Source organism: Pseudochrobactrum lubricantis (genome assembly GCF_041929865.1).
Taxonomy (GTDB): Bacteria; Pseudomonadota; Alphaproteobacteria; order Rhizobiales; family Rhizobiaceae; genus Pseudochrobactrum; species Pseudochrobactrum saccharolyticum.
The window spans coordinates 219,302-243,662 of record NZ_JBHEEE010000004.1 but is presented as its reverse complement, the minus strand read 5'-3'; the positions used below and the strand labels follow the sequence as shown (position 1 = coordinate 243,662).

Here is a 24,361-nt window from a genome sequence, read left to right as displayed (position 1 = left end):
CGTTTCCATTAACGACAGGTTCACGGGAACCGCTCACATCGTTTCACCCTATTTCCGGACGGTCATTCTGTTGTACTGCCGGAAATGCTTAGATTTTTCTTTCGTTAACATTAGTTCCCTAAAAACGAAAGTCTTCATAACTGCGGCAAAGCTGCCAAATTCATTAAAAACTGTCAATTACGAAGGATCAGTCCGTTTTCAATTCAACGTGTGTGCTGGAAAATATTTGTCACAACTGGTTTTAGTAACGAAACGATAGTGAAGCCGCCTCTCCCGCGCCGGAACTCTGACTGATCTGAGCGACCTCCAAACGCAAATGCACACCGTGTTGCACCTGACCGGAATAAACATAATGCGGTCGGGTTACTTCCGCTTTTTCCAACAGCACCCCATCCTGCCACAGCTGCACCTGATATTTTTCTGCCGCCTCTCCGAGAGGAATATCCTCCCCCATCCAGCTATCCGCATCAATGCGTCCGCGCCGGATCCACTGAAAATGCATATCCCCGTTTAGCTGTGGTCTGTATCTGACATGAACCGGACTCAGAGGCTTTAAGGCCTTCATGCCACCGGCAGCGGATTGGGTACTGAAATAATCATCCGAAAAGTCCCGACCGGATGGCCCCGCACGCCAGTTCAGCATCAAACCGTTTTCAGTCTTCTGCAACCCTGCCGGAACAACCCGATCATCCAGCAAAATAAAAGACGCACCTGCGGGTTTGACAATACCGGCCTCCGGTTCTGTTCCCGATTGTCCGCGCAGCAAAGACTTTAACCGCCAGTGACCGGCAGCAATTTCTTCTGCCTCCTGATACTGCAGAATCTCCCATCCGCCAGCGCTATTTTGCACCAGAGCGGTATTAGCCGCATTCAGCACTTGCAACACAGACTGAGAATGTAATTCCCCGTGATATAGACGAATATCGAAACTCTGCTGATGCATGAAACGACCGCTGGATGCACCTGCAAGTTCTGTAGTCAGCTCCCCCATGATTGCGGCATAGGGGATCACTGTGCGCAATTGATAGCCACTCGCTTCCGGCGAGGCAAAAAGCGCCACGCCCCGCCACGGCTTGGCATAACAAGCGATGCGAAACTGACTGCTCTCATTTTCAATTCCGGGCCACATCGGCAAATCCAGCATATGAAACAGCGGCGGGCCAGCAGTCACACTACCGGAAACAGGCACCGCTGGCATACGGGTGCGGTCAGGGCGACGTAAAGCCGGTGCAAGCGCTACGGCTTTAGCCCGCCTTGCCGCTCCGTCCTCAAAGCTCACAATGACATAATCACGACTTCCGGCCAGTTCAGGCACACGCAGCCTGTCACCAACCGTCAAACCTGCTTGCGACCACGGCACAGAAAAAGCAACGGTACGGCGTTCAGCCCGTTTTCTTTCCAGCCAGCTTTCGGCCAGTGCCTGCGCCTGTCCGCTTTCCATCGCAGCAGATAGAGACAGACTTTCGTGACCGGCACGCTGCCAGCCGGATTTTTGCGCCAAGGCACTGCCGGACTGATAATCCCGCAAAGCATCGCTGAAATAAATCTCCGCGCTTGCAGGCAATTCTTCCACATCATCCAGAATACGCACCGGCAATGACTGATCGCCTTCCAGTGCAAAATCCTGAATGGCAACGGGATTCTGGCGCTGTGTGAGACTGCGGAATACCAGTCTCTGATTTCCCTTAACCTGCTCAAAAGCCACCACGCCGAATATATCCATCAGCGGTTCAAGCAATGCTCTGCCACTTGCCGGATTATCGGTAATATAACCGGACAGATAGCCTTCAACGCCACAGCAATCAGCCAGCCCTTCAAGCCCGAAATCTTTCAGCAAAGCCAGTAACAATTCATCCAGCGCCACACCACTGAGACGGCCATTGAGCCAATGCCCAGTTGCCCAATTGGCGGCATCGCCCCAGATATCCGCTTTCAGAGGATATTCCGGAAACGGGCGCGTATCCCATGCCCAGACATAAATCTGCGCCGGATCAAGCATTGCACCGCCATAGAGCGGCGACACCGGATTATGCTCTCCGGCAGCATTCCAATAGGCAAAATGCGCGCGCAAAAAACGATCCGGTGCAATATCACTGCGCGAGCCATCGGAGAAATATGGCACAGCATTTTCCGAGGATTTCGGATCAGGAAATACATTCGGCTGGTTCGGCCCTTTATCAACGGCCGCACAGCCAAGTTCTGTAAACCAGAATGGCTTGGACATTGGCTGCCATGCGGTAGGTTGTGTCTGCTCCACACCATTGATGCGGTTGAAATGCTGGTTCTGCCACCATGAGCGCAAATCCTTATAACGGAATACCCACGACTTGCCCGCCAGACCATCCGTTATTGCCGTGCGTTTGCGGGCATGCCTGTCTGCATCCGAGGCATAATACCAGTCATAGCCCTCACCTCCGGCAATGGCGTTTTGCAAAGCACTTTCATCATAGGCAGAAGCGGGAAAAGCCGGATCAATGCTGCGCTCATCCCCGTCACGCCAATCACTCAGCGGCATATAATTATCAATACCGATGGCATTGATTGCCGGATGCGCCCAGAGCGGATCAAGGTGAAAGAACACATCGCCGCTGCCATCCTGCGGGTGATAGCCAAAATATTCAGACCAATCCGCACCATAGGTGATTTTACAATCGGCACCTAAAGATGTGCGTGCATTATCAGCCAGTTCGCACAAAGTGCTGACAAACGGAAAATCATTCTTTTCATTGCGGATTTGTGTCAGGCCACGCAATTCCGAGCCGATCAGAAAAGCATCAACACCACCGGCAGCATGCGCCAGCTCCAGATAATGGCGGATGAAATTCTTATAGCCGTTCATGCCATTGGAAAAACGGATAAGCTGAAGCGCTGCATCCGCTGTTTTATCCACTCCGATCGGCACGCCAATTCTGCCGCGCCACGGATAGACAGGTTGAAAGCCCTCACCATCCAGCGCAGGCAACTGATTATCGGCAGGAATATCCATCATAATAAACGGATAAAGCGTGACCTTCAGTCCACGCTGTCGGGCATCTTTGATTGCAGCGATGACCGAGAAATCACTCGGTGTCCCGCCATAGGCTTTTTCTGTGCCATTATCGGAAATCAGATGGGCAGATGCACGATCGACTGTACCGACACGCCAGTGATGGCTCGGTTTTCTCGCTTCCCGCGCTGTAACAGCGGGCAAAATCCGGCATTCTCCCGCGCGCAGATCGGTGCCGAACCACGGCACAATCAGAGCAACTGTTTTCAGGTTGGGACACAGCGCCTGTAACTCATCCAGTGATGCTGACCAGTCACTTTGCGCCCGCAGAGTATTACGGTTCAACGCGCGTGTTTCACCGGGGCGCGGTTCATCGCGCACCATCTGCGGCGACAAACCAAATTCCGTTGCACCGGGGATCAGCGCAACGGCCTGAATATCCAGCGCCAGCCTGCCAACACTGCGCATGACCTCGAATTGCAAAAGTGGCAGACGGTTGCCATAGGCATCAATCGGCAGATGTTCAAACACCACATAGGCTGTGCCGCGATAGGCAGGTGCTTTCCCCGCCCCCTGTCGTGCTTCAATCAACGGATCAGGCTGCTGCGTTTCAGTCCCCTTATAGACACGAAGTGTGACCTGCGTCTGATCCAGCTCCTTGCCATCTGCCCAGATGCGCCGGATGCCGGAAATCTCGCCCTGCGCCACCGCAAAAGCGGCATTGACATAATAGCTGTAAGTGGTGGTTTTCGGACCACCTTTCGCCCCTTGACGGGTGGTGGTTTTCTCTTCCTCGAAACGGGTCGCCCAGATCAGCGTACTGCCGACACGCATAGTGCCATAAACGGCAGGCAAAACAGCCCCTTCTTCCGCCTGCATCGGACGTGTACCGGAGAGACGCGGCCCTTCGATACGCCGCGTTGAATTAATCAGCGCATTGTCGATCATATAGCCGCCCATAGCGCCGATCGCACTGCCGATTGCCGCGCCAACGGGGCCGAACAGCCCGCCGATCATACTACCTGCCGCCTGAAGAACCACTGTACTCATGCGAGAAATGACCTGTCTTCAAACCGAAGGATTTGGAAAGGAGAAAACTGCTGCAATACGCTGCCGCCATTGCGGAACCAGCGCAGAAAGCGTCACACTATGCCCCTCATAGGCATGGATGAAGCGGTTATTCTCCGCCATGATTCCTAAATGCTTGGCAGCCACACCATCCCGCCAGCGAAAGATCAAGAGATCACCGGCCTGCATCTCTGATTGCGGCTTTAAATGCATATGCCGACGTGCAGCATCAATCAGCGGCTCATCTTGGGCAAGCTCTGCCCAGTCGCGGGAATAGGTGCCGGCATCCTCCGGCTCTGTACCATAAAGCTCGCGCCAGATACCGCGTATCAGCCCCAGACAATCGCACCCCACCTGCAAACGGCTGGCACCGTGACGATAAGGTGTGCCAAGCCATTTTTCAGCAATCGCCAGCACTTTGTCATTCAACGGGGCAGCGGTCATGGCACGAGCACCCCGCCGTCAAAATTCCCCTCACCACCGGCAAAACCATAGGCAGCATCATTGCCGGGAATATGCGGAAAGCCACGAAAATTCTCATGATTGGCAAAACGGTCACGGCATTGCTGAAAGCTCTTGTCGCATCCCGCCAGCACACGAAAACGATCACCGATCTGAACGTCATAGACCGGCAGTTCCTGAAGGATCAGACTTGCCGCATCCCCCTGTTTAAGGTGCGAGACAATATTATTCACGCTGCCCTGATTTTGCCCGCTCAACCAGTGCAGGCTCCCGCGCTCAAACCAGTGCGAGGTAAAACCACTCAGATTTGAGACCACCAGATCCTGTCCGTTGACAAGCTCCACCACACCCTCACCCGCATAGCGCGGATCGGCCGGATTGATGCCGCAACGCTTATCTGCAAATTCCGCATCGCAACCGCGTTTGGCACGCCGCCCGAAAACACGATCCAGCAGAGCCGCACTGCTTTTCAGTTCAGCGGTAAAATTCATGCCGCTGCGTGTAATTTTGCCGATCACGCTGCTGCGCAATAATACCGCTTGCTCCGGCTGCGCCCAGTTGACCAGATAAGTCTCAACAGTCGCACCATCATAAAGCCCGCGCTCAATATCCGCATCAGTCAAAGCGTCACTGGTCAGCGCCCCTTCGATCTCGGAACTGTCTACCGCGAGTCCAAGCTGGCTTCCTGCCTCAGAACCATTCATCCCGCTTTGCGGAAAGCACTTTATCCCATGCACGGATAATGTTCTGTCATGGTCACAAAAGCCAAAAACCTCACCGTCTTTGCGGCGCAAAATCCATGCAAAACAATGTGTTGTCACATCACTCTGCAAATGTGATTCAAGTGCCGGATCGAGTGTCAGCATCACTTCACCTCAACAATCGGAATGGATGGAATTTCACCAGCTTTGAAACTGGCAATACTGGCGCTCAGCCTGTCCGTATCAAAGCGAACCGGCACATCGAACAGGAAACCCGCAGTCACTTTTGCCTGTGGCGGTGGCACATGATCCTCGTGAATTTCCACTATGCCTGTCAGCCAATTCACGCTGAATGCATCCGCCGCAAGCACCTCCCCCTCCACTGCCAACTGCACGGTGCTCAACACAGGCTTGGTAATAATGCGCTGATAATCACCATAATGTTTCGCCAGCTGAAATTGCCGTGTCGTGCCGTCTCCCCGCCCCAGAAACTGATCTGTTGGTTGCGGCGGTGCATCCTGTTCCGATGAGAGATGATCAAACGGATCACGAAACCGGAACGCATAAAGTGAACCACGCCGCGCCTCGAAAAAACGCAACACAGCACGCAGATCGTTGAGCGAACGCAACCCTGTTCCGGCATCATAAAAGCGGCGCGACATCGACCAGCGTGCATTACGCTTTTCGTGTCCCGAGGTCAGGCTGACAATCTCATTACGCCATTCCGGCCCTCCGGTTGCCCCGAAAGAAATACCGAGCGGAAAAGGTACATCATGAAATGAAGATAAATCCTGCATAATGCGCCCTTTCACATACGTCTGGTGCCATGGCGCACTGCACGCGCCAGCATGGCACTGACCTGCGCTTCCGAACGGCTGAAGGAAGCAGCATCGGGCGATGACATATTGAAATTAATCTGCATGGATCGCCCTCCGCCGCCACTCCCCATAGCCACGCCAAGACTGCCGTCACTGCCACGCGCCAATGGCAAAATCGCCTCGGCACCCGCCTCACCGGCCACGCCAAATCCACGGCCCAATCCGAAATATGTCGGACTGGAAACCACACCGCCTTTGGCAAAAGGCTTAACTCCGCCCAAGCCGCCAAGCCCGCCCATCAAGCCGGAGAACATCGAGGAGAATAATCCCTGCAACGGCTTCATCCCCGCATCCAGCGCCATGGAAGCCATATTGGAAGCCAGCCCGCGCAGCACATCGTCCAGCCCTTTGCCGGATGTGACCGCGCTTTTGAAAGCCGAAGTCAGGCTCTGTCCAAAGGAACCGGAACGCTTCTGCAAATTGTCCAGCGCACGGTCAAAGCCGCTGGTATCCGCCTCAACCGAAACCGTGACTGATTGTTGTGTGCCTGTATCATTCATGATCCACCATCCGGAAAAGCCCGCATCAGCGTGTTTAAAACATCACGCGGCGGCGCTTTCCTGCCACCGCGCATGGACTGGCTCAGCGCCCTGATCTCGGGCAGGCTTAAACACCAGAAATCCCGTGACGACAGCCGCAATTGTCCCATCCCGAAATGCATCAGCGCATCCCAGGGGAAAGACATTGATTCAATTACGGCTTCTAATTTTTTGATTGTGCTGCGTTTTCCGGATTTTCAGCAGTCATGCCAAAAGTCACTTCCAGTAGTTGCGTCACCAGTCGCGCAAAGCCGGTAGCACCGCCGTCAATACGCATATCCGCCACATCATCCTCGGCCACATCATGACCGCCACCGCGCAAACCTGCGGTGACAATGCGAATCATATCTTCTGATTTTAAACGCCCTGTTGAGAAACGGGCAATCAGAGCAGACAAATCCTCAGTCTCATAAGCTGCCTCAAGACCGGCCAAGGCACCAAGTGTCAGGCACAAAACCCAATCCCTGTCATTTAAAACGGCTGCAATTTCACCGCGTCTGGCATTGACCATCATGGCTGCGCTCCGAAACTGATAAGACCGGCAGATTCCAGCGCGATTTCAAACGTCACTTCGCCATCATGCGCGCCGCCATATTCCAGCGCGGTGATCTGAAACAAACCACTGACAATGCCAAAATCCGGCACAATAATCTGCCAGTTCAGAATATCACCATTGAAGAACGCCGCGCGGATCAGTGCGTCCGATGCCGCATCTTTGAAGATACCCGCACCGCTGACCGATGCACGCTGCACACCGCTGCCAGCCAGCAATTGCCGCCAACGCCCTGTAGCATCAGCATCTGTCACATCAACAGTCTCGGCATTGAACGCAATGCGCTTGCTGCGCAAACCCGCACAGGTCTGAAATGTGTCACCTGCCGCTGCAATTTTCAGTAACAGGTCTTTACCTCTCTGAGCTGCCATAAATTACGCTCCTTCAATTTTCTCTGTCACCGCACGGTAACGCAACTGGCCATTGTAACCGTCACGCAAGTCGTCATTACGGGTCTGTGAGGATTGCAAAGTCAGATTGACCAGATGATAACCGCCAATATCCGGCTTTTGCTGGCTGCTTGCCAAAGCCTCCATCAGCCCTTCCACCAGCATCATCAGCTCCAGCACCTGCCTGCGGCCATTGGAACGCGCCCAGATATGCAGCACCAGATTGTGTTCCTCGCCGGTGCCACTATCGGTATCCCAGGCGTAAATCTGACTTTGACCAAAGCTGATATAAGGAAACGCCGCATGGGGCGGCACATGATCGTAAATGCCCTGCCCTTGCAGTTTCTCCATCAGCAAAGGCGCGGCTTGCAGCCACGCCAATATCGCCTTTTGCAAAACAAGCGCCGCGCCGTTCATCCCTTGTTGTCCTGTTCGGTTTGAACAGGCGGCGCTTTAGGTTCAGGGCTTTTCAAAAACAGCCCATCTCGTTTATTGGAGAGCGCCTGTTCACAGGCCTGCAAGCCGACAAGACGCAAAGTGCGCAACAAGGCTTCAAAAATAAAACGCATAGAAAAATTCATCGGATTTCCTCTCTATAGCGTATCCCGAAAAGTGTGAAACGGTTTTCGGATCAAGATACGCGTAAAAACAAACAGTTAGAGCATTTCCTATATTTCAAGATAATCTGGAAATGCTCTAACTGAACAAATGAGATAGCGCTGACTTTCATCGGGATCGTGCAGCCCCAGAACCGTAAAATGCCGCTCCGCACGCGTGAGACGCATGGAGACCGCGATATCGCTGCGATAACGGGTTGTGATGAGATGAGTGACATGGGGAATGGCTTGTCCGGCAAAGTTCTGACTGCCGGTTTTCTTCGGCTCAATCCTGCCCCAGAGCGTGGCAATTTCCGTCCATTGCTCCTGATAGCCGCCGGTCTCATCAAAGAGCGGACGGTTTTCTTCCAAAGTCAGCAGGGTTTTAAACTGCCCTGCATCAATGAATTGCAGGTTCATAGCCGCCCCCGCCGCAGCCACGGTGCTACGAGTTGTGCAACCATATCCGGCAGGTTATGCATCACCGTTTCATAAGAATTGCGGTTGTCATAGAGATGTCCCGCCAGCACCAGACAGGCATGGCGCAATGTTTCGGGCAGGTCTTCAGGCTCATTCGCCAGACCGGCAGTCAGCTCAACTTCCAGCCCGCGGGAAATGGTAATATGCTGCGGTCGCCGCAGATAAAGTCGCTGCGGACGACTGTCCGTATCCAACCGCCAGTCATCGGCATTGAACAGTACCGCAGTACCATCAGCATCAAAACCCTGCACCTTATCAATGGAAATGACCGGCGCTTTATAGAGGGCAATTCTGCCCGATTGCGGCCAGTTGGCGAGTTGCAACAGCCAGCGCTGCGGCAGCATCACCAGATTGCAATGCTGCTCGATTACTTCCCGCGCAATGCGGATCAGGCGCTCCAGCAACTCTTCTTCCTGATCCGGTGACAAACGTAAAAAATCGCGCAGCATTGCTGTCGTCACCGGCTCTTTTACCGGCGGCGCTATAAGATGGAGAACCATGCTATCTCCTGTAATTTATAATAGATTCAGTAAGATAAAATCACTCTCTGACAGAATGATTCATGCGCTTTGCAAAGGCCAAGCAAAACCGCCTCGCCAGCAAATTCAGGCTGCAAATTTCAGTAGTTTGATCGCGTCAAAATCCTGCACACCACCGCCGACACGCTTGGTGGTGTAGAACAACACGTAAGGCTTGGCAGAATACGGATCACGCAGCACGCGGATACCAATGCGATCAACAATCAAATAACCACGGGCAAAATCACCAAAGGCAATCGGTGTGCTGTCGGTTGTAATATCCGGCATATCTTCCGCTTCCACCAGACCAAACCCCATGAAGGAAGCCTTCTGCCCAAGAGACGCCGGAGGCTGCCAGAGATAATTGCCATTGCTGTCTTTGAGCTTGCGCAGCGCCGACTGGGTTTTACGGTTCATCATCCAATGGGCATTCTGGCGGTAGCCGGATTTCAGCGCATAGACGAGATCAATCAGCAAATCGGACGGGCTGGAAGCAGGTAAGGCACCGGCAACGCCCGTCTTCAGGCAACCAAGTTTACCCCATGCCCATGACGCTTCATCAACCGTATCATAGGCCAGAAAACCATGTGGCTTGTTCACACCATCACCATTGATGAAGGCAGCGCTTTCCTGCTCGGCAAAAGCTGTCTCAACCTCTGCGGCAATCCACTGTTCCACATCCACCGCCGCATCATCCAGCAGGCTGGCTGTCGCCGCAGGCATGGCATAAATTTCCATCGTCGGAAATTGCAGCTCGGCAAGTTTGGCATTGGTGGTCTGCGGGCGTGCGCCCTCTTCACCAACCCAGCCGGTACCAGGACCACTGATGGAAAACGGCTTTTTGAGTACAGCGCCGGAAACCTGCCGCACAGTTGCAAGTCCACGCACCGGAGAAAGTGCGGCCAGACGTGTACCGATGACAGTTTCCAGTTCAGACGGCACAAGATAACCGCCATCAGGCCCCGAACCATAGGAATGCGCTTTCTGCTCAAGCCCGCGCAATGCCTGCTCATCACCTCGGCGGGCATAAGTATCAAAAGCCTGTTTATGCTCCTGCACAACACCACCGAGCGGTGAACGTGTCTCACCACCAAGCGCAGGACGCGCCTGTTTCAGCACATATTGATCCAGCGCCGCCTTCTGCTCATCCATTGCACGGTTGAGACGCTCTACCTTTTCAACAGTGAGAACATCAGCCCCGACATGTTTTTCAATCTGGGTCAGGCGCTCATCATTGGCCTGTTTAAAGCCCTCAAAGGCCTGCATGAACTCACCAAAAGCCTGCCCGACTTCCTGCTGGCTGTTCAGCGCCTTAATCTCCAGCATCTGCGGTTGAGCGGCTGTTGCTTTATGTTTGATCGTCATTTCCTGTCCCTTCGGGCTTGGTGTAAAAAGACGGTACAAACCGACCGGACGGAGGTTTCAAAAAGAAGTTTGCGCTTTCAGACTGGCCGCCGCATGGCGGATAATCTGCGCGGAACTCATGTCATCGTGATTTTTGCTCTGCACCGGATGAACACGCGCCTGCGGCAACATCGGAAAAGTCACCAGCGAGATTTCCCAAAGCTCGGCTTCCAGAATATGCCGCTTTCCGGTTGAGGCTGACTTCTTACTGCGAATAGCGCGAAAGCCAATCGACAAACCGTCCAGCGCCCCTTCGGATATCAACTGCCAAGCTTCATCGGCACGCGCCACACCTTGCGTTAACTGCCCCTCAACATAAAGACCGCGCTGATCCTCTGCGATTTTTGTCCAGATGCCGATGGGATTATCGGCCTGATGCTGCCAGAGCATTGGAACACTACCACCCCGTCGCAGGGACTTGGCGAAAGCACCGCGCTCAATAATATCACCGCTCAGATCAGTGAGTGAAAACAGGCTGGCATAACCGCTGAAACATAGAGGCCGATCTGCCTTAGCCTTCATCATGCTCCCCCTCTTGCCGGACGGAACCACCAACCTGATTTTTCAGCCGGTCGGTAAAGCGTTTGAAAAAACCGAGCGCTGTCCATGCGGCAAAGCTTGCAGCGGCAGAGCCCATCAACATCAGCTCCGCCTGTCCGAGACTATTACTCAAAGTCAGTTGTTCTGCGATTTTAACACCGGCTGCCCCGCCAAAAATCATGCCGCAAATCAAACCAACTGCGAAACGCACTGCCGCCTCGCGTTTTCCTTTGGGCAACATATAGGCCAGTGAAACGGCCGAACCGCTCACCGCGCCGGTGATTTTGGCGAGCCATATCCATTGTTCCTGCGTGAGTGCATCCGGCTGGTTGAACAGGTTCATATAGCCCCTCCTTCCGGCTCAGCAGAGTAGCCAACGGCCTGACGTTTTTCCGCATCACTCAGGAAATCCGCTGCACCAATGCGCCGCCACAAGGCTTCGCGTTCCTCGGCAAGCCCGTCAATGCGGTCATGGTCATGTTCAAGTCGCAGATCCGCGCCAAATTGCGGACACAGCCAGTTACTCAGTGTCTGCGCTGTTCGCGTCAGTAACGGCAGAATAGTCAACCGATAGAAAGCACGATTGGCCTCGGCATAATTGGCATAGGTGTTATCACCGGGAATACCGAGCAGCATCGACGGCACGCCGAAAGCCAGCGCGATTTCGCGGCTGGCCACATGCTTGGCCTCAATGAAATCCATATCTTTGGGCGACAGTCCCATGGCTTTCCAATCCAGCCCGCCTTCCAACAGCAGCGGTTTACCCGCCCCACCGGCACCGGTATAGCCTTCCTCCAGCTCGGTCTTCAGCCGGTCAAACTGCTCTTCGCTTAAATTCCCGCCATCTTTCGGCGCATAGACCAGAGCACCGGAAGGCCGTGCGGAGTTATCGAGCAAAGCCTTGTTCCATGCTGCTGTGGCATTGTGAATATCCAGTGCCATAGAAGCCGCTTCCAAAGGCGGAAAACCGTAATGATCGTCCAGCGGATGGAACAGCCGCAAATGCAATGCCCGTGCAGACAATCCGGACTCAAAACCTGAATTCAGGCTGATACGGCGGCTGACCGTATTATTGCGATAAAGCAAAGTCTGCGGCCAGCCGTTACTGTCACTTTCAATGGTCACCCGCTCAGGGCGCAGCAGGTGCAGCTCCTTTGGCTGCCCGTCATAATCCAGCCGCTCGATATAGGCATTGCCGGATAACAACAAATGCCCGTAAAGCTGTTCAAAAAAGCCGGAACCGCTCGCCCCTTCATGAGGCGCACGCAGCAATTTCAGCAGCGGATGATCTTCAAGCTCCGTCTCTCCCTGATAGAGCAACAGCGGCACATTGGCTGCTGCATCGCTGATCATTTTCACACAGCGATGCACAATCGGATTACGCATGAAACCCTGCTGCGACAGCGCCATATAATTGCGGCTTGTCCAGCGTGCCTGCGCATCCATATGCAGCGCAACAAAACCCTGCTGCATTTTTACAGAAGGCACCTGTGCGCTTTTCTGCTCCTGTGTTTGGGCAGCACTATGCCGCCACGGCCATGACCAAGCCCATGATCGAACCATGTTCACCTCACTCGACCTTAATTATGAAATTTATCGAAGCTGCCGGATTCTCGGCTTATGTGTGTCCTGAAGCAAAAGCGTATGCAGCGCCCAGACCAGCGCATCCATCCTGTCCGGTGAGCGGCCTGACGACAGGCCGTTGACGGCAAAGTCACACATCTCATCTTCCAGCTCCGGAAAACGGCGTGCATGGCGAATACGCCCTTGCTCATAGAGTGCTGCCACCGGCTCGGCACGCAGATATTTTCCCCGCTGTGCCCGTACTGCTTTTACCGCGACTGATGCATCCTGCGCATGAATCACCGCCATCACCATGTCGCCGCCCTGATTGACCTCCGCCACCACCAGATCGGCCTGATAGCGATGATAGAACTGCACAATCTGCGCAGCCCACTGATGGGGCTTCACGCCTTGCACAGTGGCATCATCCAGCACCCAAGCCAAACCATCGGCATCCAGTCCGGCGACAATAATCCCGCAGGCATCGGAATTTTTGGTTGAAGTCGCAGGCGGGTCAACCGCAATAACAATGCGCTGTAATTCCGGAGCTTGCGGATCATGTAACGCCTCCAATTGCTCCCGCGACCACAGCGCATCCTCACGATCAGCAATCAGAACACCTTCCAATTCCTGCCGCCCCAAGGCCGTGCCCGCATAACGCTGCTGCATGGCTAACAGAAAAGCCGGTGCCAGATGCGCAGCATTCTCATCCGTGCGCATATGGGTCATGATCGTTGCCGGATCGCTCAAAAGATCACGCAACAGCGCCTGCATTTTCGGTGTGGTTGTCACCACCTGACGCGGGTTGTCTCCCAGCCGCAGACCGAATTGCAGCATATCCCATGTCTGTTGCGGATTTTTCCATTTCGCCAGCTCATCACACCATGCCGCAGAAAATTGCGGCCCGCGCAAACTGTCCGGATCTTCTGACGAATAGAACGAAGCCACCGCCCCGCTTTCCCAAACCAGTCTGCGACGGGTACTTTCCAGCCGTGGCCGCTGCAAACGTGATACGGAGAGAATACCGGAAGGCCCTTCAACCATCACCTCGCGCACATCGGCCAGTGTTTCCCCCACCAAAGCAATATTACCGCAAGCTCTGTCACAGAAAGGCGCCAGCCCCCGCGCCATGCCGCTGATCCACTCGGCACCGGCACGGGTTTTGCCCGAACCGCGCCCGCCCATAATCACCCAACTGCGCCAATCCTGTCTCTGAAACACAGGCAATTGCGCCAGCCGCCCCTGAAACAGCCATTCTTTGCTCACCGCAACAATGGCCTGTTCATCGACACCCGCGTCAGACAGAAATTTAAACAGCTCTGAGTTCGGTAATTCTGGCGCTGATGATGCTGAGAGCTTCACGCACATCCTCCGGCGTCACACCGCGATCATCATTTCCGTTGTCATGCTTATCACTCAGCGGTTCAACACGCGTTTCTTTGGAAAGCTCGCTGATGCTTTTCACGGCTTTTGCCAATGCTGCCAGCGCCTCTACAGCACTCTTTTCCGGCAACCCCTCCGCTTTGGAGAAATTCTGCAATTCCGCATTAATTTTAATCAGCAGATCTTCAATATCCAGCACCGGCAAACTGACAGCAGAGCAATCCAACCCTGCCCGTTTCAAACGCCTGCTATAAATCTCCGGCTTCACACTCAAGAGAAAAGCCATGTCCGGCACAGTTATCTGATAACGCCGCTGCAAACGATACACCGCCTGCAAACGCTCCAGCGAAGCATTTGGCAGCGCTTGTATTTCTTCCGAGTTTTCCGGCATGGTTTGACCGGCTCCGTTCTCTGTGAAACGCATAACCGGTTACAAATGGCACAAATAAAAAAAGCGCAGCACCACATGCCACGCCTTGTCATCTTTGTCAGCCACACTTCTCTGACTGTATATAAAACCTACTTCAACACCGTCACGCCGTCAAGGATAAAATTCCTATTTTTCTGCTTTTGAAGCTGATTGCTTCACATTCAATTTTACCGAAATATTTATCGCATTGAGATAATAGGTTTATTCGTTAAGCATAATTTTAAACCCTTCATTGGCACTTCTGCTTTATTGGCCATTCATAAGGATGTGCTAGAATGGGACATTATCGCCCCTCTTTCAGCGAGTAAAACGGGTTATTTTTCGGTTATGAGCAAACAGGCTGACAAAAATGACCAGACCAGAAAAACGCGCCGCCTGACCCGCAGCCCGTTTCTGATGGCTATTGATGCCTGGCTGGACAGCAGCCTGTATAAATTACGCTCACATTTTTCCGCTTTCTGGGAAAGCGCCACTATTTTTTCCCGCAAATTCCGCGTGCGCGGCTGGAAACGTCTGTTTGTAGAAATCGCCGATGAGGGTTTCACGCTTGGCGTTCTCGGCAGTGTTGTTCTGCTTGCTCTGGCTATGCCTGCATTCGAGGAAACCAAGAAAGACTGGCGTGCGCAGGATGATTATGCTGTCACTTTCCTTGACCGCTATGGCAATGAAATCGGCCAGCGCGGCATCATGCATCGCGACGCAGTGCCGATTGCTGAATTGCCGGATCATGTCATTAAAGCAGTTCTGGCAACGGAAGACCGCCGTTTTTATGAGCATATCGGCATTGATTTCTGGGGCTTAAGCCGCGCGCTTACTCAGAATATGCGTGCCAATGGCGTGGTTCAGGGCGGCTCCACCCTGTCTCAGCAGCTGGCGAAAAACCTGTTTCTCTCCAATGAAAGAACGCTGAAACGCAAAATCAATGAGGCCTTTCTCGCGCTCTGGCTGGAAGCTAACTTAAGCAAAACGGAAATTCTGCAGCTCTATCTCGACCGCGCTTATATGGGCGGCGGAACCTTTGGTATTGCAGCAGCCTCTGAATTCTACTTTGGCAAAAACGTCAAAGATGTTTCTCTGGCAGAAGCGGCAATGCTGGCCGGCCTGTTCAAAGCACCGGCGAAATATGCACCGCATGTCAATCTGCCCGCTGCCCGTGCACGCGCGAATGTCGTGCTGTCCAATCTCGCCGATGCGGGCTTTATGAGCGAAGGCCAACTGGCTTATGCACGACGCAATCCTGCGAGTGTTGTTGACCGCGCGAAGGGTGAAAACCCCGATTATTTTCTGGACTGGGCTTTTGACGAGGTGAAGAAAATCACCCGCACCATCCCGCAGCATAATCTGGTAGTGCGTACCACGCTTGACCGGAATATCCAGAAAGCTGCGGAAGATGCGATTGAATTTCACCTGCGCCAATATGGTGCTGAATATAAAGTGACAGAAGCAGCCACCGTGGTGATTGCCGATGACGGCTCGGTGCGGGCAATTGTCGGCGGGCGCGATTATGGTGAAAGCCAGTTCAACCGTGCAACCAAAGCGCTCCGTCAGGCCGGTTCATCATTCAAACCCTATGTCTATGCCGTTGCTATGGAAAAGGGTCTGACACCGAATACGATTGTCTCCGATGCGCCGATTGCATGGGGTAACTGGATGCCGCGCAATTACGGCCGCTCTTTTGCAGGCCGTGTCGATCTCGCAACCGCTCTGGTCAAGTCTTACAACACGGTGCCGGTGCGCCTTGCCAAAGACTATCTGACAACAAAGCCGATTGTAGCCCTCACCAAAGCCATGGGCATTGAATCGGAAATTTCCGACCATAAAACCATGGTGCTTGGCACCTCCGGCATGACAGTGATGGATCAGGCCACCGGCTTCAGCGTTTTTGCCAATGGCGGCTTTGCAGGCATGCGCCATGGTATTGTGCAGATTTCCGATCCGGCTGGTAAAATTCTCTGGGACTTTAAACGCGATACACCGGAACCTAAGCGCGTATTGTCTGAAAAGGCCGCCTCAGAAATGAACTCCATGCTGGTGCAGGTGCCTGAACGTGGTACAGCGCGGCGTGCGGCTTTGCCTATGACCCGCGTCGCGGGAAAAACCGGCACCACTCAGAGCTATCGTGATGCATGGTTTGTCGGTTATACCGGCAATTACACGGCGGCGGTCTGGTTCGGCAATGACAGTTATGCACCGATGAATAATCTGACCGGCGGTATTATCCCTGCTATGACATGGCAGATGATGATGATGCAGGCGCATCAGAATATTGACCTGAAACCAATTCCGGGCATCAGCAATCCGTTCCCAAAACCGGCACAGCCAGCTGATCCGAAACTGGTAGCACAGAGCAGCGGCACCGGTGAAAAACTGCCAAACACAGTTCCGGATTATCCGCGTGTTCTGTCCTCGGAAACGACGCGCTTTATGCGCAGTCTGAACGAGAAATTCCGCACCTATGAAACACCGCAGCGGATTCGCACGACTTTATCGTCACTCTGATTCATTGAAATGAACCGGCCATTTGATCCGGTCCCCTGATAATGACAGGCAATTTTAACCGGACGTGTTTTATAGATTCTCCATGAGCAATTTAAGAACCATATTGCTGACAGTATTAACCTGCCTGATTGCTCTGGCGGGCGGCGCAGCCAGTGCGCTTTATGCTCTCAATAATTTTGAAGGTTTCAATCAGCTCACAATCGGACAATGGCATGCCTCGCCGCTCTATGGCAGTGCGGATGCTGACCCCTATGCGCGTGCGCAACGCAGCCGCGCCGCATTGCTGCCGCTGGGTGCTGCCGAAGGCCAACGCTTTGTTCTGAGGCATGATGTGAACGGCGCAAAACTTGATCCGCGTTGCACCTATCATTTACAGGGCAAAGCCCCCGCCTCCCGTTTCTGGACGCTTTATGCCAGCGATTTGCACGATCTGCCGCTCGCGCAAAAGCAAGGGCTTCCGCAGGAACTGCATAGCCAGATGATCTGGTATCAGCATGATTCAAGTTTTCTCATCGCCGTTTCTCCCTCGGCACAATCGGGAAACTGGCTGGCGATCAATGCATCGCGCCCCTATCAACTGGTGATGACCCTGTATGATACCGATCTGGGCACATCTATCGGCTTTGAAAATCCGCAAATGCCGGCACTCACTTTGGCAGAAGGCAGCTGCAAAGGAGCCGGACGATGAGACATTCGCTGTTGCAGTTTCTCTATGCCATTACTCTCGGTCTCATTGGCGCAGCCATCGTTCATATTGCGATTATACTGCTTGTGCCTGATGATGCTTCGGAAACCCTGTGGAAACGCGTGGAAGCACTCGGCCCCGCAGAAAGTTTTCACAGGCTGGAAGGCGCGAACTGGGCAAAGCGCCGTGATCCGCTGATGCGCAGTGCTGCATGCCGCTTTGATCTGACCAACGGACCGGTCCATATCAGCGCTGTCGGTAAAGTGCCGTTCTGGTCGCTGGCGATTTACAATCATACAGGCGATATCACTTTCAGCCTTAATGATCAGGTGTCACCAACAACCGATCTGCTGCTTGTCTCGCCTTTGCAGAAAATCCTGCTCGAACAAAGCATTCCGCAGCAACTGGAACAATCAGTGCTTATCACCCAGTCTGTTAATGAAGCGATTGCGGTTTTGCGGGTCTTCGAGCCCGATGCGACATGGCGGGATGAGGTCGGTGAATTTCTTAAATCTGCAGAATGTATGAGCGTTTCAATAGAGAATTAAAATCTCCTGCGATGCACCATCTTCCGAAAAATATTTGATTTACAGGTCAGTAAATTACCATCAACGCGCCGATGGTTAATTCATTGCTAAGTGTTCTCCCTTAAAGTGCAGAAAGCTCTCCTTATGTTTTCAGCGAGGAGAGGTGTATTTTTGTCTGTGTTGTGTAGGCGTAAGGGGTAAATACGCGTGACCACCGATCAATTCCGCGCTTTGGAAATATTATCCGGAAGTGGTCATTCCGCACACCACAAGACCGATGATCTGCTGGCTGCTGCCGTGGCAGGTTTTACGTCCCTCACCCGTCCCGGACGCTATGAAAGCCAGCAATTTGAAGATCTGGCTTTGCCGTTGCTGGAAACAGCCACGCCGCGTGCCCGCCGTCAGGTCTCAGCTATTCTTGCCCAGCATGATGTTGCCCCGCGCAAGCTGGTTCTGGCCCTTGCCAATGACAGTATTGAAGTCGCTGCACCGCTATTGCTGCGCTCCCCTGTCCTGACAACTGCCGATCTCATTGACATTACCGGCCAGCACGGCCTGTCCCATGCCCGTATCATTGCGCGCCGTCAGCCGGTTGATCCGCTGCTATTGCCAATCCTTGAGGGCTTTGATGATCCGCTCATCAGCCAGACACTGACTGCTGAGCCGGTTATCAGCACTGCACCTGCCGCTGTAGAGAACAGCATAGCGGAGGTGCAGGAAGCGCATTATGTTTCAGCAGCCCCTGTAAACAAACGCGTTGAGAGCAAACCGGCTGCACCAATCCGCACAGCCCCTGCTGCAACGCAATCATTGCCTGCGCATAATCTCAGTGCACTGTCACTGTCATCCTGTTTGCAACCGGCACGTGCCGAATATCTCATTGATATGGCACTATTGATTGACGGCAATATGTTCCGCACCGCACTGGCCGATGCGCTGGATGTCAGCTATGCGCGTGCTGAAACAATTATCGGCTCATGGCCGAATTCCCAGCTGCCGCTGGCGCTGAAAGCCATAGGGCTTACCGCACAGGATACCTATCTGATCCTGACTGCTGTTCTCGGTACAATTCATGGCGAACGTGAACAATTACGGGAATTTGTCCATATTTACCGCTCTATCAGCCCTGAACAGGCCGCAGCAGCTGTCAGACGCTGGAAAGCGGATGATATGAATGAGCGTCTGCGCAACCAGTTGCGCGATCTGGCGGACAATGCATCGGAAAACTTTACCAGTGCCGCAAATAATGACGGCACGATCCCGCATAGAAAAGCACAATAACCCGGATAAGTTACATGCCTGCGGTCAGCAGCTCCGCAGCCTGAGCACAATCTTCAACCTCGACAAGCCAGAGATCAGGATCAAAGCGCAGCTCTTTTTCAAGTTGCGTATTAATCAGCTGCTCGTCTTCGCTCTGCTGATATAAAACAAAACGACGTTCATCCGCCCGCTGCGGATCATATTCGCTTTGCGGCGCAGGCATATATAAATCAAAATTACCGTCACGATTGCGGATCTTGATAAAGATTGCACCGGCCTCGGCCGCACCGCGCCTGACCAGATAGGCGAAACCATCAGCCATGCGCACACGGCGCATGAATGCGGAAACCCAGAATTCACTTGTCAGACGCATAGGCTGAAATACCTGCTCATTGCATATCAAATCAGCTGATCAGGCCGATTTCACGCATTTTCCCGATCAGCTCAGAATCAGGCTTGCCGCTGACATTGAGACGGAACAGTTTCTGAAACTCGCGGATGGCATCTTCTGTGGTTTTGCCCGGAACACCGTCCACGACAACCATATCATTGCCGAATGCTTTGAGCCCCGCCTGAATACGCACCAGTTCCTCGGCACTGACTGCCTGACCGGATGGTGCTCGTGCGGATACCGGTTGAACAGAAGCCGTTGTTTCCGTTGCATTCTGCGATGCAGAGTTGCTCCGCACAGCCTGTACCGGTGTTTTTTCTTCTGCCCTGACAGCAATCGGCGCAGGCCGTCTTTCCGCAACCGGCACTGCACGCGCACTGTTTTCAGGCTGAGTGTCAGGTCGGGTCTCAGGTCTGGCAGCAGGCACAGCCACTGCAATGGCTTCCTCAATGCTCAGCTGTTTCTCTGCGGGTTTAGCCGCATTATTCTGATCCGGTGCCAGCTTGGCCTGCACATTCTGCCATTGTTCGAGAGCAGTACGGGTTTGCGGCCCTGTCAGACCATCCACATTACCACTATAGAAGCCAAGCTGTTTCAGATTATATTGCATGATCGCCACCTGCTTGTCGCCATTCGGCGCCAGAGCCGGCAGATCACCGCCATCAACAGTTGTCTCGGGCAAAGTCGCAACGGCTTGCGGTTTCTCAGCTACCGGCGCAGCCTCATGACCGGCAATCTGGCGCACGGGTTCCTGCGCAGCCACATTGCCTGTCAGCTTACGTGCTGCTTCGCTATTGTCTTTTGCCACAGCACGGAAAACCTGCTCCGGCCGTGTTTTAAAGAAAACACCGTCATGCGCCTGCGGCTGATACCAGATCGCATTGCTGGCGACAAAACCAAGCGTCACCAGAAATGCGGTTGCACCACCGGCCACCACAGGATTGCGCGCGACTATATCACCGGCAGCCAATGCCATGCGTGACACGCCGGTCAGGCATGCATCAAAAAAACGTCTGCCAAAACTACGCCGTTTTGCGTTTTTGCGCATGGAAGTCCCCTTGCGTTTCGTACCGCTGCGGCTCTGTCTTTCCGTCATAACTACTTTCTGCCTGACTATATTCAGTCTGTTCGGCCTGAAGATTAATAATTGCTGTTTTCACCTGCTCAAGAGCGCTGCGAATATCGGTTGAAACTGTATTTGTCTGCATCCGGTCAGCCTGCTGCATAGGCTGCGATAATGCCTGATTTGCGGCCGCACCTGCAACCAATCCGGTCTTATCCACAACCTGCTGTGCTGTTTGCGGCAGCCTGATTGAAACAGTCGTGCCATGGCCCTTGCGGCTGTGAATATTCATCTCACCCTGATGAAGACTGACTAGACCTTTAACCAGATAAAGCCCGAGACCTGAACCTTCCTGCATACGGGTCTGTGCATTATTGATCTGGGTAAATGGCTGGCACAGACGTTCAATTTCATGTGCTTCCAGTCCAACACCCGTATCAGACACGGAGATGACCAGACTGCGCTCTGCACCTGCATAACCGCGCTTTGTTTCATCAGGCATCACATCAATGGTTACGCAACCGCCGCGATCCGTGAATTTAATAGCGTTTGACACCAGATTAATCAGAATCTGACGGATTGCACGGCGATCAGCAATCATATCCGTCACATCCGGATGAATGCGGTCACAGAGAATAACGCCCTTTTTCTCGGCCATCGGCATAAGCATGGAACTGCACATTGTAACGCTGTCCTGCACGGAAAAGCGTTCATGCTGAACCGGATACTGACCGGCCTCAAGGCGTGAGGTTTCCAGAATACCGTTGACAACCTCCAGCAGATGATTGCCGGACTTGCGGATCAGATCAATATATTCGCGCTGCTTGTCGCTCTGCAAAGGCCCTGCCACATCATGCAACAGCAGATCAGAGAAACCGATGATTGAATTCAGCGGCGTGCGCAACTCATGGCTGACGGCACCGAGCAAACGTCCGCGCGAGGTTTCCAGATTCTCAATCGTCGTATTCTGCTGAACGATATGCTGCTGCGTATCCTGCATCTGTGCAAGATTGCGCGCAACAATCAGGAAACCGGCTTCCTGCTCATTCTGAGCCGTGCCTTTTGCCTGCCCTTCCATTTCAAATATATTGAAATAGATTTTCGGCTGTTCATTTTTATTGCCCTGAGCAGCTTCCACGCAACGCAGACGAATCTCTGTTTTGCCACCGAGTTTCATTGGTGAATTGCCGTGCTTCAGGCCATTCAGAAATGCGAGATATTGAACGCGGTCAGCCACATGCACACGGTCAAGAAGCAATGTGCCGGTCAGGACTGCACGATCAACACCAAATTGTTCAATACAACGATCAGACAAAGTACGGATATGACCATCCTGATCAAGACGGATAACCAGAGCATCCAGCGCTGTTTCCAGATCGCTGTCGGCAGTATGAGCAGATGTTGTATTCTGCAGGACTGTTGCAACTGGCAGTGCCAAACGCATTACCCGCAGCAAAATGGCGCCGACATAGATAAACAGGAAAGTTGTTGAAACACCGGCCGGAAGCATCAACTGTGTGTTGATACCTTTGGTCAGCGATGTTGCCATCAGGGCTACAGTGATCAGACCACCGGCAACAGCCGCCGCACGATGGCGGGTTACCAGCCAGATCTCAAGCGGCAATGCCAGAACCATCGCCCAGACCAGACCATTTTCCGCACCTGCAAACAGGGCTGTAAAAGCCAGTACCGCGCTATAGAATGACAAAGCAACAAGACCCGTCAGACTGTTGCGGATGCCAAATGCCTGCGCTGCCAGCAAAAGAACGGATATGCCGGTAAAGGACAGGCCGGTAAACAGCAATGCATTGACCGAAGCGGTCGGGAAAATACTGTAAAAAGCCATTGCCAGAAACAGCGGAAACAGCAGCAATGCGCAGCGCAAATCAAACGCTGAAAAATGGTCGGACTTACGGGATTGAGCAGCGGTAACAGAAACATGGAATTCTGCATTTTCCTGCGCCAACAGGTGATGATCCGCAACGGTATTATGCATACCGCCTTTAATCATTTTCATTGTTTTCGCATAAATGCCGTACACGCAGCATACTCACTCTGACACAATCTCACTTCAACTGTCTTATTTCACCGGAGTGAAAAGACAGTCACCGAACAATGACAGAATGGACGCCCAGACTTTAAGGAATAGATAAAACCGCGATCTATGATGCCCGTGAAAGTCTTTTTTCCGCGAAAAAGGGGTAGCTTTTGGCTCTATGGTAAACGGAATATTTCCGGCTCCGCCCCATGGCAAGACAATCTTAAAAACATTTTATCAGAATCTTCAGAAATATGTCTCATTCTTTAACCATTGCGTCTCAACAACCGGAAAGCCTTAAGAAGAAACCGGTGAAACAACTGATAACTATATGAATAATTTAAACTTATATATTTATCACGCTCAGCAACCCGACAGGACCGTGCAAACAGGCAGGAATAAAGATCATGAGATTTCTGCTTAAATGCATTTTCTGGCTGGGAGGGGTTTTTCTGCTGATGCCCGGACTGACCGGCAAGTCTACAGACACACAGCCACCACGAGCGCCACAGGCACAAACACAGCAAAATCATCTGTCTTCAGAAAAACAGCAACAGGCTCCGTCCACTGCCAGTCCCGATCTGGTTGAGCAATGGTTGCAAGCCGGTAAAACCCTGCAGGAAATCAGCACATTTTGTGAGCGCAATCCCGCTCTCTGTATTGCCGGAAAGGCAGCGATTCAGCAAAGTGGTGAACAGGCTTTGATCCGTGCGAAAGAGGTTCTATCCGGTAGCGCGCCACAAAACAAAGAGCCATCCGCCCCACCTGCAATAGAGCGGGCACCTGCGTTCAAAATTCCTGTTCCTGCGCAGCGTCCCGGATAGTTACTGTAATCATCAGAACCGGAACTTTCCAATTGCTATAAAAATGGTCTATAAGCCGCGCCATATGTATATTTATCAGCATGCCTTAAGCGGAGCGAATTTTCGTTCTTGCGCGGCATGCTTCAGTTCATGCGGAGAGACCTATGACAAATTCAAAGATCAGCACGATTGCGTCGGACTTTGAGTTTCTTGACGACTGGGAAGACCGCTATCGCTATGTGATCGAACTGGCGCGTGACTTGCAACCCTATCCGGAAGAAGCCCGCGATGCGGATCATAAGGTTCCGGGCTGTGTCAGTCAGGTTTGGCTGCTGACCAAAAAAGGTCAGGGTGCCGATCCGGTTATGGAATTTCTGGGCGATTCCGATGCGCATATTGTCCGCGGTCTGGTTGCGATCCTGCTTGCCCTTTATTCCGGCGAAACCGCATCTTCCATTCTGAAGATTGATGCAGAAAGCGTTCTGAAAAGCCTTGGCCTCGATGAGCATCTGACACCACAGCGTTCCAACGGCTTGCGCTCCATGGTGCAGCGTGTGCGCAATGACGCACAAAGCGCCCTGCAAAACGCTGCCTGATATCTCTCA

The 24,361-nt window shown here is 53.0% G+C and carries 27 protein-coding genes; 6 read left to right on the top strand and 21 right to left on the bottom strand.

Going from position 1 to position 24,361, the window contains the following annotated elements:
• Window positions 1–241: 241 nt before the first annotated feature.
• The 18 genes from JNC80_RS10350 to JNC80_RS10265 form a co-directional block, all read right to left on the bottom strand.
• Window positions 242–4,036 (bottom strand): baseplate multidomain protein megatron, encoded by a 3,795-nt coding sequence (locus tag JNC80_RS10350; RefSeq protein ID WP_376710269.1) that lies wholly within the window; start codon window positions 4,034–4,036, stop codon window positions 242–244.
• An 18-nt stretch (window positions 4,037–4,054) separates the two neighbouring features.
• Complete coding sequence (locus JNC80_RS10345) at window positions 4,055–4,498, bottom strand: NlpC/P60 family protein (protein WP_376710268.1); 444 nt, start codon at window positions 4,496–4,498, stop codon at window positions 4,055–4,057.
• Entirely contained in the window at window positions 4,495–5,382 is an 888-nt protein-coding gene (locus tag JNC80_RS10340; protein ID WP_376710267.1) for a phage/gene transfer agent baseplate hub protein, read from the bottom strand. The genes JNC80_RS10345 and JNC80_RS10340 overlap by 4 nt, the downstream gene beginning before the upstream one ends.
• A complete protein-coding gene (locus JNC80_RS10335) occupies window positions 5,382–6,014 on the bottom strand; it encodes a phage distal tail protein, Rcc01695 family (protein ID WP_376710266.1) in 633 nt (210 codons plus the stop codon). The genes JNC80_RS10340 and JNC80_RS10335 overlap by 1 nt, the downstream gene beginning before the upstream one ends.
• A gap of 11 nt (window positions 6,015–6,025) precedes the next feature.
• Window positions 6,026–6,595, bottom strand: a complete 570-nt coding sequence (locus tag JNC80_RS10330) for a phage tail tape measure protein (protein WP_376710265.1) — start codon at window positions 6,593–6,595, stop codon at window positions 6,026–6,028.
• Entirely contained in the window at window positions 6,592–6,780 is a 189-nt protein-coding gene (locus tag JNC80_RS10325; protein ID WP_376710264.1) for a phage tail assembly chaperone, read from the bottom strand. The genes JNC80_RS10330 and JNC80_RS10325 overlap by 4 nt, the downstream gene beginning before the upstream one ends.
• Window positions 6,781–6,797: 17 nt before the next feature.
• Complete coding sequence (locus tag JNC80_RS10320) at window positions 6,798–7,148, bottom strand: gene transfer agent family protein (protein WP_075654558.1); 351 nt, start codon at window positions 7,146–7,148, stop codon at window positions 6,798–6,800.
• Window positions 7,145–7,558, bottom strand: a complete 414-nt coding sequence (locus JNC80_RS10315) for a phage major tail protein, TP901-1 family (protein WP_022710014.1) — start codon at window positions 7,556–7,558, stop codon at window positions 7,145–7,147. The genes JNC80_RS10320 and JNC80_RS10315 overlap by 4 nt, the downstream gene beginning before the upstream one ends.
• Window positions 7,559–7,561: 3 nt before the next feature.
• Complete coding sequence (locus tag JNC80_RS10310; RefSeq protein ID WP_376710263.1) at window positions 7,562–7,993, bottom strand: DUF3168 domain-containing protein; 432 nt, start codon at window positions 7,991–7,993, stop codon at window positions 7,562–7,564.
• Window positions 7,990–8,157, bottom strand: coding sequence for a hypothetical protein (locus JNC80_RS10305; protein ID WP_225687363.1), 168 nt, complete (start codon window positions 8,155–8,157; stop codon window positions 7,990–7,992). The genes JNC80_RS10310 and JNC80_RS10305 overlap by 4 nt, the downstream gene beginning before the upstream one ends.
• Before the next feature lie 87 nt (window positions 8,158–8,244).
• A complete protein-coding gene (locus JNC80_RS10300) occupies window positions 8,245–8,592 on the bottom strand; it encodes a phage head closure protein (RefSeq protein ID WP_376710262.1) in 348 nt (115 codons plus the stop codon).
• On the bottom strand, window positions 8,589–9,152 hold the full coding sequence (locus JNC80_RS10295; protein ID WP_376710261.1) for a head-tail connector protein: 564 nt from the start codon (window positions 9,150–9,152) through the stop codon (window positions 8,589–8,591). Before JNC80_RS10295 ends, JNC80_RS10300 begins: the two co-directional genes overlap by 4 nt.
• Before the next feature lie 105 nt (window positions 9,153–9,257).
• The gene (locus JNC80_RS10290) at window positions 9,258–10,529 is read right to left on the bottom strand and encodes a phage major capsid protein (protein WP_376710388.1); all 1,272 of its coding nucleotides are present in this window, start codon (window positions 10,527–10,529) and stop codon (window positions 9,258–9,260) included.
• A 63-nt stretch (window positions 10,530–10,592) separates the two neighbouring features.
• A complete protein-coding gene (locus JNC80_RS10285; RefSeq protein ID WP_376710260.1) occupies window positions 10,593–11,099 on the bottom strand; it encodes an HK97 family phage prohead protease in 507 nt (168 codons plus the stop codon).
• On the bottom strand, window positions 11,086–11,457 hold the full coding sequence (locus tag JNC80_RS10280; RefSeq protein ID WP_376710259.1) for a DUF6107 family protein: 372 nt from the start codon (window positions 11,455–11,457) through the stop codon (window positions 11,086–11,088). The genes JNC80_RS10285 and JNC80_RS10280 overlap by 14 nt, the downstream gene beginning before the upstream one ends.
• On the bottom strand, window positions 11,454–12,677 hold the full coding sequence (locus JNC80_RS10275; protein ID WP_376710258.1) for a phage portal protein: 1,224 nt from the start codon (window positions 12,675–12,677) through the stop codon (window positions 11,454–11,456). Before JNC80_RS10275 ends, JNC80_RS10280 begins: the two co-directional genes overlap by 4 nt.
• 30 nt (window positions 12,678–12,707) lie before the next feature.
• Entirely contained in the window at window positions 12,708–14,045 is a 1,338-nt protein-coding gene (locus JNC80_RS10270; RefSeq protein WP_445482807.1) for a DNA-packaging protein, read from the bottom strand.
• Complete coding sequence (locus JNC80_RS10265; protein ID WP_376710257.1) at window positions 13,987–14,451, bottom strand: hypothetical protein; 465 nt, start codon at window positions 14,449–14,451, stop codon at window positions 13,987–13,989. The genes JNC80_RS10270 and JNC80_RS10265 overlap by 59 nt, the downstream gene beginning before the upstream one ends.
• A 435-nt stretch (window positions 14,452–14,886) precedes the next feature.
• Between JNC80_RS10265 and JNC80_RS10260 the strand changes: the two genes are divergently transcribed.
• The 4 genes from JNC80_RS10260 to JNC80_RS10245 all read left to right on the top strand — a co-directional run bounded on the left by JNC80_RS10260 (window position 14,887) and on the right by JNC80_RS10245 (window position 19,482).
• Complete coding sequence (locus JNC80_RS10260) at window positions 14,887–16,989, top strand: transglycosylase domain-containing protein (protein ID WP_370627123.1); 2,103 nt, start codon at window positions 14,887–14,889, stop codon at window positions 16,987–16,989.
• Window positions 16,990–17,092: 103 nt separating this feature from the next.
• Window positions 17,093–17,677, top strand: a complete 585-nt coding sequence (locus JNC80_RS10255) for a DUF1214 domain-containing protein (protein WP_198013273.1) — start codon at window positions 17,093–17,095, stop codon at window positions 17,675–17,677.
• Entirely contained in the window at window positions 17,674–18,222 is a 549-nt protein-coding gene (locus JNC80_RS10250; protein ID WP_083646817.1) for a DUF1254 domain-containing protein, read from the top strand. The genes JNC80_RS10255 and JNC80_RS10250 overlap by 4 nt, the downstream gene beginning before the upstream one ends.
• 186 nt (window positions 18,223–18,408) lie before the next feature.
• Window positions 18,409–19,482, top strand: a complete 1,074-nt coding sequence (locus JNC80_RS10245) for a DUF2336 domain-containing protein (RefSeq protein WP_376710256.1) — start codon at window positions 18,409–18,411, stop codon at window positions 19,480–19,482.
• Between the two features lie 10 nt (window positions 19,483–19,492).
• On the opposite strand, the gene JNC80_RS10240 is transcribed toward JNC80_RS10245, so the two are convergent.
• Genes JNC80_RS10240 through JNC80_RS10230 form a run of 3 tightly spaced genes read right to left on the bottom strand, consistent with a single transcriptional unit; the run spans window position 19,493 to window position 22,932 of the window.
• Window positions 19,493–19,834, bottom strand: coding sequence for a DUF1491 family protein (locus tag JNC80_RS10240; RefSeq protein ID WP_022710029.1), 342 nt, complete (start codon window positions 19,832–19,834; stop codon window positions 19,493–19,495).
• Window positions 19,835–19,865: 31 nt separating this feature from the next.
• The gene (locus JNC80_RS10235) at window positions 19,866–20,900 is read right to left on the bottom strand and encodes a peptidoglycan-binding domain-containing protein (RefSeq protein ID WP_376710255.1); all 1,035 of its coding nucleotides are present in this window, start codon (window positions 20,898–20,900) and stop codon (window positions 19,866–19,868) included.
• Entirely contained in the window at window positions 20,875–22,932 is a 2,058-nt protein-coding gene (locus JNC80_RS10230) for a sensor histidine kinase (RefSeq protein WP_376710254.1), read from the bottom strand. Before JNC80_RS10230 ends, JNC80_RS10235 begins: the two co-directional genes overlap by 26 nt.
• A 428-nt stretch (window positions 22,933–23,360) precedes the next feature.
• On the opposite strand from JNC80_RS10230, the gene JNC80_RS10225 reads away from it, so the two are divergent.
• Together JNC80_RS10225 and JNC80_RS10220 are read left to right on the top strand one after the other, a co-directional pair.
• On the top strand, window positions 23,361–23,777 hold the full coding sequence (locus JNC80_RS10225) for a DUF5330 domain-containing protein (RefSeq protein WP_376710253.1): 417 nt from the start codon (window positions 23,361–23,363) through the stop codon (window positions 23,775–23,777).
• A gap of 143 nt (window positions 23,778–23,920) precedes the next feature.
• Complete coding sequence (locus JNC80_RS10220) at window positions 23,921–24,352, top strand: SufE family protein (RefSeq protein WP_376710252.1); 432 nt, start codon at window positions 23,921–23,923, stop codon at window positions 24,350–24,352.
• Window positions 24,353–24,361: the final 9 nt, after the last annotated feature.